Genomic DNA, 15,750 nt, shown 5'->3' with positions numbered 1-15,750 from the left:
ATATCTGCCGGTGATCCACGTGGTCGGCACGCCGGCGCTGCGCGCCCAGCGAGCCGGTGATTTGCTGCACCATTCGTTGGGCGATGGCGATTTCGGGCATTTTGCCCGCATGGCGCGGGAGGTGACGGTGGCGCAGGCCAACCTGACCGCCGACAACGCCGCAGCGGAAATCGATCGCCTGCTGACCACCGCGCTGTTTGAGCATCGCCCGGTGTATCTGATGTTGCCGAGCGACGTGGCGGAAGCGCCGCTGGCTTCCCGGCCGGCGCCGCTGATGCTGCGGCAGGCCAGGCTGTCGCAGACGTCGCTGCAGGCCTTTATCGCCGCGGCGCGTGAAAAACTGCAGGGTGCGCGGCGGGTGTCGCTGCTGGCGGATTTCCTGGCGGAACGCTTTGGCGCCGAAGCGGCGCTGGACCGCTGGATGAATGAGGTGGCGATGCCGCATTCAACCCTGCTGCTGGGCAAAAGCGTGCTGGACGAGACCCGCGCCGGGTTTATCGGCACCTATACCCGGCGCCGCCAGCGATCCGCAGGTCAAACAGTTGATAGAGAATGCGGACGTGGTGATTAACGTCGGGTGCGTTTCACCGACACCATCACCGCCGGCTTCAGCCATAACCTGCCGCCGGAGAAGTGCATCGACGTCCAGCCGTTCGAGGCGCGGGTCGGCCAGCAGGTGTTCGGCCAGATCCCGATGCGCGCTGCGGTTAACGCGCTGCATCAGCTGAGCCTGTCGCTGGCTGAGCGGTGGCAACTGCCGCCGATGACCCGCCCGTCGCTGCCGGCCGCCGGCGACGCCGGGCTGGATCAGCACGGCTTCTGGCAACAGCTGCAGGATTTCTTGCGGCCGGGCGATATGCTGATCGCCGATCAGGGCACCGCCTGCTTTGGCGCCGCCGGGTTGAGCTTGCCGCAGGGATGCCGGTTTATCGTCCAGTCGCTGTGGGGATCGATAGGCTATACCCTGCCGGCGGCGTTTGGCGCGCAGACCGCCGAGCCTGAGCGGCGGGTGCTGCTGGTGATCGGCGACGGCGCCGCGCAGCTCACCGTGCAGGAGCTGGGGTCTATGCTGCGCGACGGCCTGAAGCCGGTGATCTTCCTGCTGAATAACCAGGGGTACACCGTCGAACGGGCGATCCACGGGCCGGAACAGCGTTACAACGACATCGCCCAGTGGAACTGGACGCAGCTGCCGCAGGCGCTGGCGGCCAGCGCCCGGTGAACATCCTGCGCGTCAGCGAGCCGGAGCAGCTGCGCCAGGCGCTGCGCGAGGTGGCGGACAGCCGCCAGCTGGCGTTTATCGAAGTGGTGTTGCCGAAAATGGATATTCCGGAGCTGCTGGATACCGTTTCGCGCGCCATTCAGTCACGCAACGCCGCGGCCTGATGTTCATCGCTTTCCAGCAGCCGCTCCAGCATCCAATACCCCGCCGGCCCCGGGGTCAGTTTTGACCACACCGCATCCACCGAAATCAGCCTGGGCCAGCCGCGCGGCCCAGCTCGGTCAGCTTGCCGTGCCCGTATTGCCGCACCAGCCAGTGCGGCAATACCGCCCAGCCGAACCCCTGTTCCGCCATTTCCAACAGCAGCAGATAGCTGGGCGCCGACCACACCAGGCCGCCGGCGCGCGTCGCGTCGCTGCCGGTATAGTGTTCAATGTGAGCTGTCGGGTGCCGGATAGCTGATCCGGCGTAGGGCGGTAACCTGCGCCAGCGGATGGCGGTGGGCGACGAACAGGCCCATCTCCGTTTGTTCCGGCAGCCGGGCGAAAGCAATATCCGGCGGGTAGTGTTTTTGCACCTCGACCATGCCCAGCTGCGCGCGGCCGCTTTGCAGCAGATCGATCACGTCGCCTTCTTCGGCGATCATCCACTCCAGCTCGATATCCTGATAGCGCCGCTCGAAGTGCTGCATCAGGCGGTCATGGTGCTTGGGTTGATAGGTATCGGAGAACACCATGCTGAGACGCGGTTCGACATTGCCCGCCAGCCGGATGCTCAGCGCGTCAAGCCGCTCGCCGGCGGCGAGTATTTCCCGCACGTGGCCCAGCACCTTGTGGCCGGCGGCGGTCAACACCGGCTGGCGCGAACTGCGATCAAACAGCGTCAGCGCCAGATCGGCCTCCAGGTTGGCGATGGCGGTGCTGATGTCGACTGGCTCTTGCGCAGCTTGCGCGCCGCGCGGAGAAAGAGCCAAGGGCGGCGGCTTCAACGAAGGCCTGAAGTGCTTCGGGAGAATAGCGCATAAACTATCTATTTTATCGATGGAACATATTTTTAATCTACCGAAAAAACGATGATAATCACCTGGCTTTCACGATATCCGTCAGAACACAGGTGATGTATGCAACTGCAAACAAGTCTTTCATTGAACGTATCGTCCACGCCGTCGGCTTCGAAGCCATGGCTCAAGGTCTACAACTGTGGCCGGTAATGGGCGTAATCTGAAGGTGCGGGTGCTGCACGCCGTCGGTTTCGAAGCCGGCTTTATCCTGATCGGCGTGCCGATCGCCGCCTGGATGCTGAGCATTACGCTGGTGCGGGCCTTTATGCTGGAACTTGGTTTCTTCCTGTTCTTCCTGCCGTACACCATGTTTCAACTGGTTGTACGATACGCTGCGTCAGCGCTGGTTCGAGGCGCGTCAGCCGCTCAATTCCGGCGCCGTCGCCAACCTGCGGCTCCTCAGGTAATGTCAGGGGATAGTCTGATAACGCGGAGAAAGAGCGATGAAAGTGTTGGGTTTGCTGGGCGGCATGAGCTGGGAATCGACCATCCCTTATTACCGCATGATCAATGAACAGGTGAAGGAGCGCCTCGGCGGTCTGCATTCGGCCAAAATCGTGCTCTACAGCGTCGATTTCCAGCAGGTGGAACGCCTGCAGCATCAGGGCGACTGGGAAGGGGCCGGGCAACTGCTGGCCGCCGCCGCCGTCTCGCTGCGCCGCGCCGGCGCCGAGGCGCTGGTGATTTGCACCAACACCATGCACAAGGTGGCGGAGGCGGTTGAGCTGGCCGGCCTGCCGCTGATCCACATCGCCGACGCACGGGCGGGCAGGTGCGGCAGCAGGATATTCGCCGCGTCGGGCTATTGGGAACCCGCTTCACCATGGAGCAGGAGTTTTACCGCGGCCGCTTGCAGCAGCGGCATGGTATCGAGGTGGTGACGCCGGTCGCCGCCGATCGCGATATCGTCCACCGCATAATCTACGAAGAGCTGTGTCTGGGGAAAGTTCGCGATGCGTCGCGCGACGGAGTATCGCCGCATTATCAGCGATTTAGAGCAACAGGGCGCGAACGCATTATCTTCGGCTGCACCGAGATCGGTTTGCTGGTCGGCGCGCAGGATGCCTCGGTGCCGGTGTTCGACACCACCGCCATCCATGCGCGCGCCGCCGCGGAGTATGCGCTGGCCTAGTCGCCGCGCGGCGGCTGGCGTTTGTTCACCAGCATCAACGGCTTGCCCGCCAGCACCAGCCAGGCGGGCAGCATCACCACGCACAATACCGGCAGCAGGTGCAGGTCCGGCACCACCGCTATCGCCATGAACAGGCTGAGCCAGCCGTCGCGCGTGACCACCAGCACCAGCCCCATGATGGCGCAGGAAACGGTGATCGCCGCCGGCACCGCCGGCACGTGCTGATGCAGCATCAGCCCCAGCGCCACGCCGACAAACACCGCCGGGAAGATGCGACCGCCGCGAAAACCGCTGGCGGCGGCGATCACCAGCGCCGCCAGCTTGGTCAGCGTAATGGTCAGCAACGCCGCCACCGAATAGCCGTCGTCTGCGGCCAGGCGCTTCATCTCATCCAGCCCCTTGAACAGGGTGATCTCACGCCGAACAACGCCAGCACGCCGAGCGCGAAACCGCCCAGCCCCAGCATCAGCACCGGATTTTTTATCGAGTGGAACAGCCGATGGGCGTGGGGAAAGCACCACAGCGCACCATGCCAGGGCGATGGCGATCAGCGCCACCGCGCCGCTGAAAATGTCCGGCAGCCGGGTGATGTCGTAGGCGTCGAGCCGCAGCGCGAAATTCGGGGTGAAAAACAGCTGGGTAGTCACCGCGCCGGCCGCGGCGGCCATCAGCGGCGCAAACAGCCGGTCCACAGCGGCACCTCATTATTGCCCGCCAGGGTTTGTGAAAAAATCAGCGCCGCGGCCACCGGGGTGCCGAACATGGCGCCGATGGTGCCGCCGCCGCCAGAATGATCCAGTCCATGCGCGGCACCTTCGGCAGCAGGCGAGAGCCTGCGGCCACCAGCGCGATATTGATGGCGGTGATCGGGTTCTCCGGCCCCAGGCTGACGCCGCCGGCCAGCCCGATAATCAACGCCAGCCCCAGGCCGGGCACCGCGGCCAGCGGCAACGGCATGCCGATCAGCGATTCCGTCGCCGGATCCGGCCCGGCGTGGCCGGGCATGTAGCGCACGATCAGCCCGACCGCCACGCCGGCCAGCGTCAGAATGCCGAGCAGCCACCAGGGGGAAGCGCTATCGATGTTCAGCGCGGCGGGAATGTTGACCCACAGCAGCCGCTGCAGCGCTTCGGCGAACTTCATCACCAGAATGAGCACCAGGCTGGAGGCGGAACCGATAATCAGCGCGGGCAGAGCGAAGGCCAACATGGCATTGGCGCGCGGGTGCAGCATGAATGATCCTTGTCTATGGCCCCTGAACGGCAGGGCGGCGGGCGGTTGGAAGTGACCACAGCTTGCCAGACAATCGGCCGGCAGGCACGCATTGATATTGCCCGGCGCCGATGACGGTTAACAGCCGCCGCCGCGCGTTTTTTTGCCGCAATTTGTTTCAAACCGCGGCGACATCGCCAGGCTGAAACGTTTTTTGTGATCGAGATCGCTAATGGATGGCAGACCGGAGGATGGTGATTGTTGTTTTCGCAGCGGGATTTTACAGTGTGGGCAGCTTTTTATTTTTCATTTTGCGGAGAAGATATCGATGACCTATGCCCTCGTAGGTGATGTTGGCGGCACCAATGCCCGCCTGGCGCTGTGCACTGTTGCGACGGGTGAAATTACCCAGGCAAACCTATTCCGGCCTCGAATTCGACAGCCTGGAGGCGGTGATCCGCCACTATCTGCAAGAACGGGGTATCGCGGTGCAGGACGCCTGCATCGCGATCGCCTGCCCGGTGACCGAAGACTGGGTGGCGATGACCAACCACAGCTGGGCGTTCTCGATCAAGGAGATGAAGGCCAACCTGGGGCTGAGCCACCTGGAGGTGATCAACGACTTTACCGCGGTGTCGATGGCGATCCCGATGCTGTCGCCGGACGACGTGCTGCAGTTTGGCGGCGGCAGCGCGCAGCACGACAAGCCGATTGCGGTTTACGGCGCCGGCACCGGGCTGGGCGTCGCCATCTGGTGCAGGTCAACCGCCGCTGGGTCAGCCTGCCGGGTGAGGGCGGCCACGTCGATTTTGCGCCGAACAGCGAAGAAGAAGACGTCATTCTGGAGGTGCTGCGCGCCGAAGTGGGGCACGTTTCCGCCGAGCGGGTCTTGTCCGGTCCGGGATTGCTCAATCTGTACCGCGCCATCGTCAAGGCGGATGCCCGCTGCCGGAGAAGCTGGAGCCGAAGGACGTCACCGAACGCGCGCTGGCCGACAGCTGTATCGACTGCCGCCGCGCCCTGTCGCTGTTCTGCGTGATCATGGGGCGTTTTGGCGCAACCTGGCGCTGAACCTCGGCACCTTCGGCGGCGTGTATATCGCCGGCGGCATCGTGCCGCGCTTTATGGAGTTTTTCAAAGCCTCCGGGTTCCGCGCCGCTTTCGAAGACAAAGGCGGTTCCGGGATTACGTGCGCGACATCCGGTGTTCATGATCACCCACGGCCAGCCGGGCCTGCTGGGGGCGGGCGCCCACCTGCGCCAGACGCTGGGCATGCATCTGTAACGTTCGACGCGTAAAAAAGGGGCGTAGCCGTCAGGCTGCGCCCTTTTGTCTTTTCGGCGTATCAGGCTTTGCCAGCTCCGCCGCCTGGCGGCCTTCCTCTTCCTGCTCCACCGCCTTCGGCGCCTTGATGAACAGGGTAATCAGCAGTGATGCAGCCGACAGTACGCCAATCACCATAAAGGTGGCGTGGAAGCCGCCGAAGTATTTGGCGACGAACGAACCGGCCAGCGCGCCCAGACCGAAGCCCTGGTAGATGATGCCGTAGTTCTTGCTGTGGTTTTTCAGGCCGAAGAAGTCGCCGACAATCGCCGGAATACGGTGATGTTGCCGCCGAAGCAGAAGGCGACCGCGCCGACGCAGATAAAGAACAGCGTATGGTTCAGGGTCAGGAAGCTCAGCGCGACGATCGCCAGCACCGTCACCAGCATGGTGAAGCTGATAACGCGCATGCGGCCCACCTTATCGGACAGGGTGCCGAGGATGATGCGGCCGGCGGTGTTGAAGATAGCCACCGCAGAGACGGTGTTGGCGGCGGTGGCCAGATCCATCCCGGCCAGCTGTACGCCCATGTCTTTCACGATGCCAATCAGGTACAGGCCGCTCATGCAGGCCGCGAAGAAAATGATGAACAGCAGGTAGGCTTCCTTGGTGGCCAGCATCTGGCGCACGCTGAAGTCGTTGCCCAGGCCGTTGGCGTTGCGTTGCGCCGGCTGGTTGGCCAGCACCGGCTCTTTCAGCAGCAGCGAGCCCAGCACGATCAAGGCCATCACGATGGCGCCCAGTAGAAGAAGGCGCCGGAGACGCCGACGTCGGCAATCAGCGCGGCGTTGACGTATTTGAACAGCAGGCTGCCGCTGCCGAAGGCGCCGACGGAGATGCCGGAAATCAGCCCCTTGTTGGCCGGGAACCATTTAATCAGGTTGGACAGGGTAGAGATGTAGGCGATGCCGACCGCGAAGCCCACCACCACGCCGGCCAGCAGGTAAATCATGTCGAGCGAGCTGACGTGGGCGCTGGCGATCAATCCCAGGCCGACCAGCACGCCGGCGCACAGCGTCAGGTTGCGGATGCCGAAGCGTTCCTGCAGCTTGCCGGCGAACAGCGTGGCGAAGGCCAGGAAGAAGCTGGTGATGGAGAAGTGGTGGCGACGTCCGCCAGGCCCCAGTGGAACTTGTCGACCAACGGCTGGTTGAACAGGCTCCAGGTATAGATGGTCCCCAGACCCATCTGACAGATGATGGTGCCGAGAACGATTAAGCTGCGATTTGCCGGTTTGGTGTTCATGGCCGGTCTCCTTCCTGTGTGTGTTGCCGGGCGTCAGCCGTTGGCGGAAATTTGCGGGAAATCGGGGCCCGCGGTATGGGTTTATTATATGGGGGGAGTACCAGCCAACGGCGGATCGGGAATGAGTTGCACGGCGGCAGCGGAATGAAATGCATCTGGCGCTGCATGAGTTGCCGTTTTAGCGCCGAAACGGGTGTGAAATGCAGCGAGTGACACGTGATCTACATCAAATATATCAACGATTTATTGTGAATCGGCGGTGATGGATTGTGGCGAGATTGTGAAGGATTTGTCTGGAAGGCGTAAATCGGCCTTGCTCCTATAGAGCGGCGGCGGGCGCGGCCTATGTTATCCGGGAACGGACAGGTTCCGCTCTGCAGGAGTCCTTGAGATGAAAAAAACACTGTTGTTACTGGCGGCGCTGCTGGCGCTGCCGCTGCGAGCCACGCCGGAGTGTCGATCGGCGTTAACGTTCCGGGTCTGTCATTGCATATCGGCGACCGCGACAATCGCGGCCACTACTGGACGGTTACCGCTGGCGCGATCCGCGCTGGTGGTCTGAGCATCGCGTCTATCAACGGCCGCGCGGCCACTATTACGGGCCGCCGCCGCGGTGATCTACTATGAGCCGCCGCGGCGCGAATGGCGCGGACGGCCGCACTACCGCATGCCGCCCCGCCGCCGCCAGGCTATTACCATCGCCCGGGGCCGCGCTGGTAACGGGCTACAAGCGCATCAGCTGGCGGAATTCCTTCACCTTGCTGCGGCTGACCGGCACTTCAAACTCCAGGTCGCTCAGCCGCAGAATGTAGTGTTGTTGAACCAGGGCACGATCTCGCGGATTTTCGACAGGTTGACGCAGTAGGAGCGGTGGCAGCGGAAGAAATGCTCCTCCGGCAGGCGGCCGTAAAACTCCGTGAGGTTCATCGGCATCACAAACTCTTCGCGGCGGGTGTAGACCCGCGTCACTTTCTCGTCGGCGGCGGCGTAGTAGATGTCGTTGATGTCGGTAACGATGATCCGTTCGTCTTTAATCAGGTTGATGCTGTGGCCGCCGCGCCCCGCGCCGCGCTGTGCTCCGGCGCGCTGGCGGGCGGTTGTGCAGCGCCTCCAGCTTTTGCAGCATGGTGACGATGCGCGCCTCGTGATAGGGCTTGAGGATATAGTCGAACGCCTCGATCTCGAATGCCTCCACCGCATGCTCTTTGTAGGCGGTGATGAACACGATCGACGGGCGATGGGCGAATTTGCTGATGTTCTGCGCCAGCAGCACGCCGTCCAGCGACGGAATATTGATGTCGAGGAAGATGGCGTCGACCTGATGATTCTGCAGGTACTTCAGCACGTCCAGGCCGTCTTCGAAGGTGGCTTCGATCGCGATGTTGCTGTGCTTTTGATCAGGTAGCTGAGCTCTTCCTGCGCGAGGAATTCGTCCTCCACGATGATGGCTTTCATGAGGCCTCCCGGCCGGCAAGACGCCGCGTTCCGCCGGCAGCTTGCCGCCGTTTTTGCTGATGTAAAAGGCGATTTCGGTGCCGGGCTCCAGGCGGCGGATGCGCAAGCCCTGGCCGTACAGCAGCGAAACCCGGTGATGCACGTTGAGCAGGCCGATATTGTGGCCCGGCATTTCGTTGCGCGCCACCCGGGCGATGGTTTCCCCGTCGATGCCGTGCCCGGTGTCCTTGACCGAAATCTTCACCCGATCGCCGCCGTCTTTCACCGCGATCACCACCACCCCTTTGCCCTTGCAGGGCTGGATGCCGTGCACGATGGCGTTCTCCACCAGCGGTTGGATCAGCAGGCTGGGAATGCGCACCGAAATATCGTCGTCGATGTCGTAAATCACCGTCAGTTTGGCGCCGAAGCGCGCCTGTTCGATGGCGATATAGTCCTGGATCTGGTGCAGTTCCTTGCGGATGTCGATCAGTTCGTCGTTCAGCTCCAGGTTGTAACGCAGGTAGCGCGACAGGTTGATGATCAGCTGGCGGGCGGTGTCCGGATTGAGCCGAATCGACGAAGAAATGGCGTTCAGCGCGTTGAACAGGAAGTGCGGATTGATCTTGCTCTGCAGCGCGCGCATTTCAGCCTTGTCCGCCATCTGGCGCAGGTGCTCGATGCGCGACACCTCCATCTGGGTGGAGATGATCTGCGACAGGCCGACCGCCATCACCTTCAGCGTGTTGGTTATCTGGTGCGCGTGGCAGTAGTAAATCTTCAGCACGCCGGTCACTTCGCCCTTTTCCCACAGCGGCACCACCAGCTGCGAGTGGATCTGCGGCGTGGCCGGGTTCTCCAGGTTATTCTTGATGATGATCTTGCCGTGGCGGATGCTCTCGCGGGTGACGCGGCTCAGCCCCTCGCGGCCGATCGGGTAGGCTTCCTGGCCCACGCCGACGTAGGCCAGCACCCGGTGGGTATCGGTGATCGCCACCGCGTCGGCCTGAATGTCCTGGCGGATAATGTTGCAGATGGTGCCCAGCGACTCGTTGTTGATGTTGCGGAAGTAGGGCAGGGTTTATGGGCGATATCCAGCGCCAGCTTGGCCTGGCGGGCGGCGATCACCTCTTTTTCATCCTCGACGCTCTGCACCAGCAGCACGATCAGCCCGATGCACACCGTGCCGAGGATCATCGGCAGCGCAATCTGCGAGATGATGTCCAGCCCGAGCGAGGTCGGGGTGGCCCACAGCGCGATCAGCAGCATCGTCAGGGATTCGCACAGCATGCCGCCGATGATGCCGGCGCGCCAGCGCTGCTCCTTCTTTACCTTGAGGTTGATGTAACCGGCGCTGATGCCGGCGATGATGCTGGTGATCAGGCAAGGCACCGAAGTGATGCCGCCGATGTCGATCAGATAGCGATGCACCCCGGCGATGATGCCGGTAATGATGCCCACCCAGGGGCCGAACAGGATGCCGCCGGCCATGATGGCGATCACCCGCACGTTGACCAGCGAGCCTTCGACGTTGATGCCGGAATAGGTGCTGAACAGCGCGAACAGCGAGAAGATCGCCGTGACGATGCCCAGCTCGAGCGGCGTATGGTCTTCTTTCTGCAGCAGTTGGCGGAACAGCCGGGTGCGGGTCAGGAAAAACAGGCAGATTAACATCAGCGCGGCGCGATCAAACACCGCTAACAGCATTTCAAAAAAGGGTGCACGACGGGCTCTCGCTGCGGCGGACAGATGGCGGCAGTATATCACAGCGAAACAGACCCGTGGCGTCGGGGGCGCGCCACGGGCCGGCGGTCAGTTAACGCCGAGCTGCCGTTTGCCCAGCGGGGTCAGCAGGCTGAGCGTGGCGCGGCCGACGAAGTCCACTTCGAAGTCATCGGGGGCGAAATCCGGCGGCGTCTTGCCGGCGATAAAGCTCGGCAGCTGGCGCTGCAGATAGGCGTCGTTCTTCGCGCAGCCCGGCGCGGCGGCGATGTACATCACGTTGCTGTCGAACTCGCCGTTATGTTCGTTTTCCACCGCGTGGATCACGTCGCAGTGCCAGAACACCGTATCGCCCGGCTCCAGGTCGGGAATAGGGGAAATCCCACTGAGCAAAAGGGGATGCCATTTTTCCGAGATCGACAGCGCACGGCCCGGCGCCGCGCCGCACAGATCGTCGTCGGCGACGTCGTCCTGCAGCGCGCGCAGCAGCACATAGGCCATGGCGTTGGCGACCGGCACCAGGTTGAGCGTGCCGGCGTTGGTGCGCTGCGGCGTCAGCGCCGTCCAGCCCTGGAAGGTGCGGAACATCGAGCACACCGCCGGCGAGGCGATCTCGCGCACCTCGGTGCGGCCGTCGGCGGCGAAAGGATCGTAGCGCTGCCAGTCGCCGGAGAACACGTGGCGGTAAACGTAGCGGAAGTTTTCGTCCAGCCAGCGCTCGATGGTGCCGCTGTCGACGTGCGGCGACAAACCCAGCGACGACGAGTTCGGCGGGCGGCGGCGGGTGCGATCGGCATAGGTGGCGACCCGCGTCGGGTCGAAGTGCTGTTTGCCGTTGCTTTCGGTTTCCCACAGGCTGTTGAGGAACACCTGCACCGCATGCATGCGCGCATCCTGCCGCGCTTCGACCTGCGGTTTGGACCAGTAGATGCCGTAGATCTGCGGCTTGCTGGCGGCCAGCTTGCCGAAGTAGTTGTCTTCGGCGGCGTTTTTCAGCCGTTCGACGAAGTTATTGCGATCGAGGTAATCGCCGACCTCGCGGTTCCAGGCTTCGGCCCTGGCGCGCGGAAAGACGCCGCGGATGGCGCAGGCGCCGCGCTGTTTGATCAGCGCTTTTTGCCGCTCGCTGACGCGCTGCTGCAGAATGTCTTCGGCGTCGATTTGCGGCACCGGATTTTCTCCGGCGGCCAGCTCCTGGCGGATCTGTTCCACCTGGCCGCGGATATTGTCTTCCAGCGCCAAAAACACCTCGCGGTAGTTGGGCAACGCCTGGCGCAGCTGCTGTTTGACGCTTTTAATCGCTGCCGGGATGTCGTCGATGCGTAATGAAGCCATGGTGTTCTCCTCATGCCGCGTTCGCACGGCGGCGGGCAGTTGTAGGGGACGAGGTTAGACGTTATGGTTTTGTGGTTTTATCGTTAATGATTATCTGGATTTAATCGAGGAAAATAAAGGGATATCTTTCATTCGTAAGTTCCTCTTTTTCGTTTTTCGGAGATTTTGCATGAAGCTGAGTACGGAACGTTTGACCCTGCAGTCCATGACCCGTGATGACTGGCCATTGTTTTTAAGGCTGAATCAGGATCCCGAGGTGATCCGTTATATTTCCGACCCGCGCAGCGAGGAGGAAATCCGCACGCGCTTTGAGGCGCGCCTGCCGGAGTGGCATAAGCATGGGGAGCAGTGGCTGTGCCTGGTGATGCGTGAAAAGGCCGGCGGGGAGGCGGTGGGCATCACCGGCTTTCGGCCGATGTGGCTGCCGTGCCAACAGGCGGAGGTGGGTACGGCATTTTGCCGTCCGGGCACGGCAAGGGCTACGGCAAGGAGTCGCTGCGGGCGGTGCTGGATTTTGGCTTCAACGCCTGCGGCTTCCACAAGCTGACCGCCACCGTAACCGCCGGCAACATCGCCTCGCGCCGGCTGTTGGGATCCTGCGGTTTCAGCTGGAGGGCACGCTGCGCGATAATTTCCGCCTGGGGGGGCAGTGGCACGCCGACTGGCTGTTCGGGCTGTTGGCGGCGGAGTTCCGGGCGGGAAAATAAAAATATTGCGGCGGGTATCGACAATGCCGTCGCCGCTGCGATATGTTCGATATTCGACCTGAAAACGGGTCAGCGTCGCTCGGACGGTCCGGGCGCTAACGTCTCCTCGAGGAACCTATGGCTGATAACAGTCCACAACGCCGTTTTACGCGTATTGAACGCCTGCCCCCCTACGTATTCAACATCACCGCCGAACTGAAGATGGCCGCACGCCGTCGCGGCGAGGATATTATCGATTTCAGCATGGGCAACCCCGACGGCCCGACGCCGCCGCACATTGTGGAAAAACTCTGTACCGTCGCCCAGCGCGACGATACCCATGGCTATTCGACCTCGCGCGGCATTCCGCGCCTGCGCCGCGCTATCTCGCGCTGGTACGCCGATCGCTACCAGGTGGATATCGATCCGGAAAGCGAGGCCATCGTCACCATCGGCTCGAAAGAGGGGCTGGCGCACCTGATGCTGGCGACCCTCGATCACGGCGATACCGTGCTGGTGCCTAACCCAAGCTACCCGATCCACATCTACGGCGCGGTGATCGCCGGCGCCCAGGTGCGTTCGGTGCCGCTGGTGGACGGCGTGGATTTCTTCGGCGAACTGGAACGCGCCATTCGCGAAACCATTCCGCGGCCGAAAATGATGATCCTCGGCTTCCCGTCCAACCCGACCGCCCAGTGCGTCGAGCTGGACTTCTTTGAGCGGGTGGTGGCGTTGGCCAGGCAGTACAACGTGCTGGTGATCCACGATCTGGCCTACGCCGACATCGTCTACGACGGCTGGAAAGCGCCGTCGATCATGCAGGTGCCGGGCGCCAAGGACATCGCGGTAGAGTTCTTCACCCTGTCGAAAAGCTACAACATGGCCGGCTGGCGCATCGGCTTTATGGTCGGCAACCCGGAGCTGGTCAACGCGCTGGCGCGCATCAAGAGCTACCACGACTACGGCACCTTTACCCCGCTGCAGGTGGCGGCGATCGCCGCGCTGGAAGGCGATCAGCAATGCGTGCGCGATATCGCCGAGCAGTACCGCCAGCGCCGCAACGTGCTGGTGAAGGGGCTGCACGAAGCCGGCTGGATGGTCGAAAACCCGAAAGCCTCGATGTACGTGTGGGCGAAAATTCCCGAGCCATACGCCCATCTGGGGTCACTGGAGTTCGCCAAACGCCTGCTGGCGGAGGCCAAGGTGTGCGTCTCGCCGGGCATCGGCTTTGGCGACTACGGCGACACCCACGTGCGTTTCGCGCTGATCGAGAATCAGGACCGCATTCGGCAGGCGGTGCGCGGCATCAAGGCGATGTTCCGCGCCGACGGCCTGATCAAGCCGGGCAAGGCCGGCGCCGGCAAATAATCCCCGCAGGCCGGGCGGCGTCCCGGCCTTATTTTTGTCTGCCCTAAGGTTTTCTTCATTATTTCCCCATTATGCTCGACTACTCTTTTTTTATTTATCGGGAAGAGTCGATGCGCAACCGCTACGCGAGATCGCAAATTGCTTTGCACTGGCTGACGCTGCTGATGGTGATCCTCACCTATGCGGCAATGCTGCTGAGGGATCAATTTCCGGACGATGCGGTGCCGGCGGTGAAAAACCTGCACTTCAATTTCGGCGTTGCGGTCTTTGTGCTGATGCTCATTCGGCTGGGGCTGCGCCACGTCAAGGCTGCGCCGCCCGTCACGCCGGGTTTGGAAGAGTGGCAGGAGCTCGGCGCCAGGGTTTTTCACTGGCTGCTGTACGTGCTGTTCCTGACGCTGCCGGCGCTGGGGGCGCTGACGCTGGCCTATGGCGGGAAACATTGGGTATTGCTGGGCTGGCCGGTGCCGCAGTGGGTGACGCCGGACCCGGTGATGCGCCGGCTGATCAAAACCGCGCACGAAACCCTGGCCAACGTCGGCTACTTTCTCATTGGCGGGCATGCGCTGGCGGCGCTGTATCATCACTTTTTGCGCAAGGACGACACCCTGCGGCGCATGATGCCGGGTAAATAGCCCCGGCGGCCAGAAACAACAAGGGGACGCGTTTGCGTCCCCTTGTCTGTGTTCCCGGTCAGGCTGAGGTCAGGCAACCATCAGCATGAAGGTGCCAATCCACGCAACCAGCATGAATGAAACGCCCATCAAAAAATATTTCACTGAACAACTCCCGTGTGGAGTCCTCGCCAGCAATGATCCCGATTGTTGTGCTGAGTATTTTATGGGCAACCTGGGTTAGCCGGCGGGTTCTTCAAGCAGAAAGAACAACGTCCTCGACCACAAGTTGTCCGCTTGTCGCGCTTCACAGTCCGTGAGGTAAAATCTGAACCGCGACAGGATCGGCGCTAATGTACTCTCAATGCCAGAGTGATTTCAATACTGTGTTTTTGATCACATTTTTTGGCGTTTTTTTAATCACCTGTCGCTGTTTTTAAACGATTTTTATTTACCCCGGCGCACGGCGCGCCGCCGGGGCAGCCCGCGGCGGCGGGCTTTATCGTTATGTTTGCTGTGATGTTGTGAAACGGGATCAGGCGACGGCGTTGAGGCCGGTCAGCAGGATGGCCCAGAAGACGAGGCAAGACAGCAGAATAACGGTCCAGATATTACGGCGACTCCACTCCATTTTTAGCCTTCATGGTTGCTTTTGGTGATTGGGTAATCCACACATCGGCGAAAAATGAAGAAAATTTAGCCCCCGCAGAGAATATTTTTCCTACCGCTGAGGAATTTCCGCCACTGCGGCCCGCACCTCGTAGCCCAACAGGTACAGCGCCTGCTCCAGCGCTTCGACCTTCGAGGCGTAGCCGACGTCCAGCAAGCGATCCATTTGGGCGCCGTTAAAGCCCAGCCTGCGCGCCAAATCCGCTTTGGCGACGGTTTTGGCCAGCATAATGTTATGCAGCTCGCGCTTTAGCGCCACCAACACCGGCAGGTGGATCGCCAGCTCTTCCGCCTGCAGCGGAGAGGGGGCGGGGATCGCCAGCCCTTCGTCCATGGCGGCGGCGATGGCGTTCAGCAGGCTTTCCTGCGCCTCCAGCTCGACGTCTTCGCGCTTATAGCAGGCCGCCCGCTGTTCAGGAAAATCGCGAAAGCCAATCTGCCAGGCGTCGCTGTCGTGGTCAAAGGCGTAGTGAGCGGGGTAATGGCAAGGCATGGTGATTCCTGAGGGGGGGGGTGAATGATGCGGTATTGTGACCGCTTGGCCTGCAGATAGCCAGCGCGGGCATATCGATTTTATTTTCAAAACGGAGGATTATAGATTCGCCCCATTTTTTTATCGTTGGCAATATTCTTAATCCCCGGCATGGAAATGACCGGTTGTTATTCTGTTCGTTGCGGTTTTTTTATTTCCTCTGTGGGAATGATAATCAAAATCAAATATCACTCGA

General features: G+C 61.8%; 7 protein-coding genes and 10 pseudogenes. 8 read left to right on the top strand and 9 right to left on the bottom strand.

Annotation, left to right across the window (positions count from 1 at the left end; translation table 11 throughout):
- Window position 1: 1 nt before the first annotated feature.
- Window positions 2-1,386 (top strand): annotated as a pseudogene (locus tag D7I37_RS26920) (alpha-keto acid decarboxylase family protein); the annotation flags it as partial.
- Here the strand turns inward: D7I37_RS26920 and D7I37_RS26915 are convergent.
- A pseudogene (locus D7I37_RS26915) lies at window positions 1,362-2,244 on the bottom strand (LysR family transcriptional regulator). The pseudogenes D7I37_RS26920 and D7I37_RS26915 sit on opposite strands and share 25 nt — an antisense overlap.
- Window positions 2,245-2,416: 172 nt before the next feature.
- Between D7I37_RS26915 and D7I37_RS26910 the strand changes: the two are divergent.
- A pseudogene (locus tag D7I37_RS26910) lies at window positions 2,417-2,689 on the top strand (PACE efflux transporter); the annotation flags it as partial.
- A 36-nt stretch (window positions 2,690-2,725) separates the two neighbouring features.
- A pseudogene (locus D7I37_RS26905) lies at window positions 2,726-3,414 on the top strand (aspartate/glutamate racemase family protein).
- Here the strand turns inward: D7I37_RS26905 and D7I37_RS26900 are convergent.
- On the bottom strand, window positions 3,411-4,106 hold the full coding sequence (locus D7I37_RS26900) for a chloride channel protein (protein ID WP_129544727.1): 696 nt from the start codon (window positions 4,104-4,106) through the stop codon (window positions 3,411-3,413). The pseudogene D7I37_RS26905 and the gene D7I37_RS26900 sit on opposite strands and share 4 nt — an antisense overlap.
- Before the next feature lie 40 nt (window positions 4,107-4,146).
- A complete protein-coding gene (locus D7I37_RS26895) occupies window positions 4,147-4,647 on the bottom strand; it encodes a hypothetical protein (RefSeq protein ID WP_129544726.1) in 501 nt (166 codons plus the stop codon).
- A 329-nt stretch (window positions 4,648-4,976) separates the two neighbouring features.
- Here D7I37_RS26895 and glk point away from each other — a divergent pair.
- Window positions 4,977-5,924 (top strand): annotated as a pseudogene (glk, locus tag D7I37_RS26890) (glucokinase).
- 16 nt (window positions 5,925-5,940) lie between these two features.
- On the opposite strand, the pseudogene D7I37_RS26885 reads toward glk, so the two are convergent.
- Window positions 5,941-7,194, bottom strand: a pseudogene (locus D7I37_RS26885) (OFA family MFS transporter).
- Between the two features lie 391 nt (window positions 7,195-7,585).
- On the opposite strand from D7I37_RS26885, the pseudogene D7I37_RS27785 reads away from it, so the two are divergent.
- A pseudogene (locus D7I37_RS27785) lies at window positions 7,586-7,914 on the top strand (DUF2502 domain-containing protein).
- Window positions 7,915-7,918: 4 nt separating this feature from the next.
- Here the strand turns inward: D7I37_RS27785 and D7I37_RS26875 are convergent.
- The 3 genes and pseudogenes from D7I37_RS26875 to D7I37_RS26865 all read right to left on the bottom strand — a co-directional run bounded on the left by D7I37_RS26875 (window position 7,919) and on the right by D7I37_RS26865 (window position 11,685).
- A pseudogene (locus tag D7I37_RS26875) lies at window positions 7,919-8,649 on the bottom strand (LytR/AlgR family response regulator transcription factor).
- A 7-nt stretch (window positions 8,650-8,656) separates the two neighbouring features.
- Window positions 8,657-10,335, bottom strand: a pseudogene (locus D7I37_RS26870) (LytS/YhcK type 5TM receptor domain-containing protein); the annotation flags it as partial.
- A 105-nt stretch (window positions 10,336-10,440) separates the two neighbouring features.
- Window positions 10,441-11,685 (bottom strand): DUF1479 domain-containing protein, encoded by a 1,245-nt coding sequence (locus tag D7I37_RS26865; protein ID WP_061795704.1) that lies wholly within the window; start codon window positions 11,683-11,685, stop codon window positions 10,441-10,443.
- A gap of 169 nt (window positions 11,686-11,854) precedes the next feature.
- Here D7I37_RS26865 and D7I37_RS26860 point away from each other — a divergent pair.
- From D7I37_RS26860 to D7I37_RS26850, 3 genes and pseudogenes are all read left to right on the top strand, one after another.
- Window positions 11,855-12,392: pseudogene (locus D7I37_RS26860) on the top strand (GNAT family N-acetyltransferase).
- Window positions 12,393-12,509: 117 nt separating this feature from the next.
- Window positions 12,510-13,739, top strand: a complete 1,230-nt coding sequence (alaC, locus tag D7I37_RS26855) for an alanine transaminase (protein ID WP_061795706.1) — start codon at window positions 12,510-12,512, stop codon at window positions 13,737-13,739.
- Between the two features lie 110 nt (window positions 13,740-13,849).
- The gene (locus D7I37_RS26850; protein WP_061795707.1) at window positions 13,850-14,374 is read left to right on the top strand and encodes a cytochrome b; all 525 of its coding nucleotides are present in this window, start codon (window positions 13,850-13,852) and stop codon (window positions 14,372-14,374) included.
- A gap of 69 nt (window positions 14,375-14,443) precedes the next feature.
- On the opposite strand, the gene ypdK is transcribed toward D7I37_RS26850, so the two are convergent.
- Both ypdK and D7I37_RS26840 read right to left on the bottom strand, forming a co-directional pair.
- On the bottom strand, window positions 14,444-14,518 hold the full coding sequence (gene ypdK, locus D7I37_RS26845) for a membrane protein YpdK (protein ID WP_115939819.1): 75 nt from the start codon (window positions 14,516-14,518) through the stop codon (window positions 14,444-14,446).
- Window positions 14,519-15,074: 556 nt separating this feature from the next.
- Complete coding sequence (locus D7I37_RS26840; RefSeq protein ID WP_061795708.1) at window positions 15,075-15,515, bottom strand: antitoxin HicB; 441 nt, start codon at window positions 15,513-15,515, stop codon at window positions 15,075-15,077.
- Window positions 15,516-15,750 lie beyond the last annotated feature (235 nt).

The organism is Serratia sp. 1D1416 (genome assembly GCF_003641105.1).
Lineage (GTDB): Bacteria > Pseudomonadota > Gammaproteobacteria > Enterobacterales > Enterobacteriaceae > Serratia > Serratia ficaria.
The sequence above is the reverse complement of the archived record's forward strand: the minus strand, read 5'-3'. Positions and strand labels throughout refer to the sequence as shown.

Excerpts from the sequence above, each read along its gene's own strand:
- D7I37_RS26850 (WP_061795707.1), top strand. The coding sequence starts at position 13,850 with ATGCGCAACCGCTACGCGAGATCGCAAATTGCTTTGCACTGGCTGACG.
- D7I37_RS26840 (WP_061795708.1), bottom strand. The coding sequence starts at position 15,515 with ATGCCTTGCCATTACCCCGCTCACTACGCCTTTGACCACGACAGCGAC.
- D7I37_RS26865 (WP_061795704.1), bottom strand. The coding sequence starts at position 11,685 with ATGGCTTCATTACGCATCGACGACATCCCGGCAGCGATTAAAAGCGTC.
- alaC (WP_061795706.1), top strand. The coding sequence starts at position 12,510 with ATGGCTGATAACAGTCCACAACGCCGTTTTACGCGTATTGAACGCCTG.
- D7I37_RS26895 (WP_129544726.1), bottom strand. The coding sequence starts at position 4,647 with ATGCTGCACCCGCGCGCCAATGCCATGTTGGCCTTCGCTCTGCCCGCG.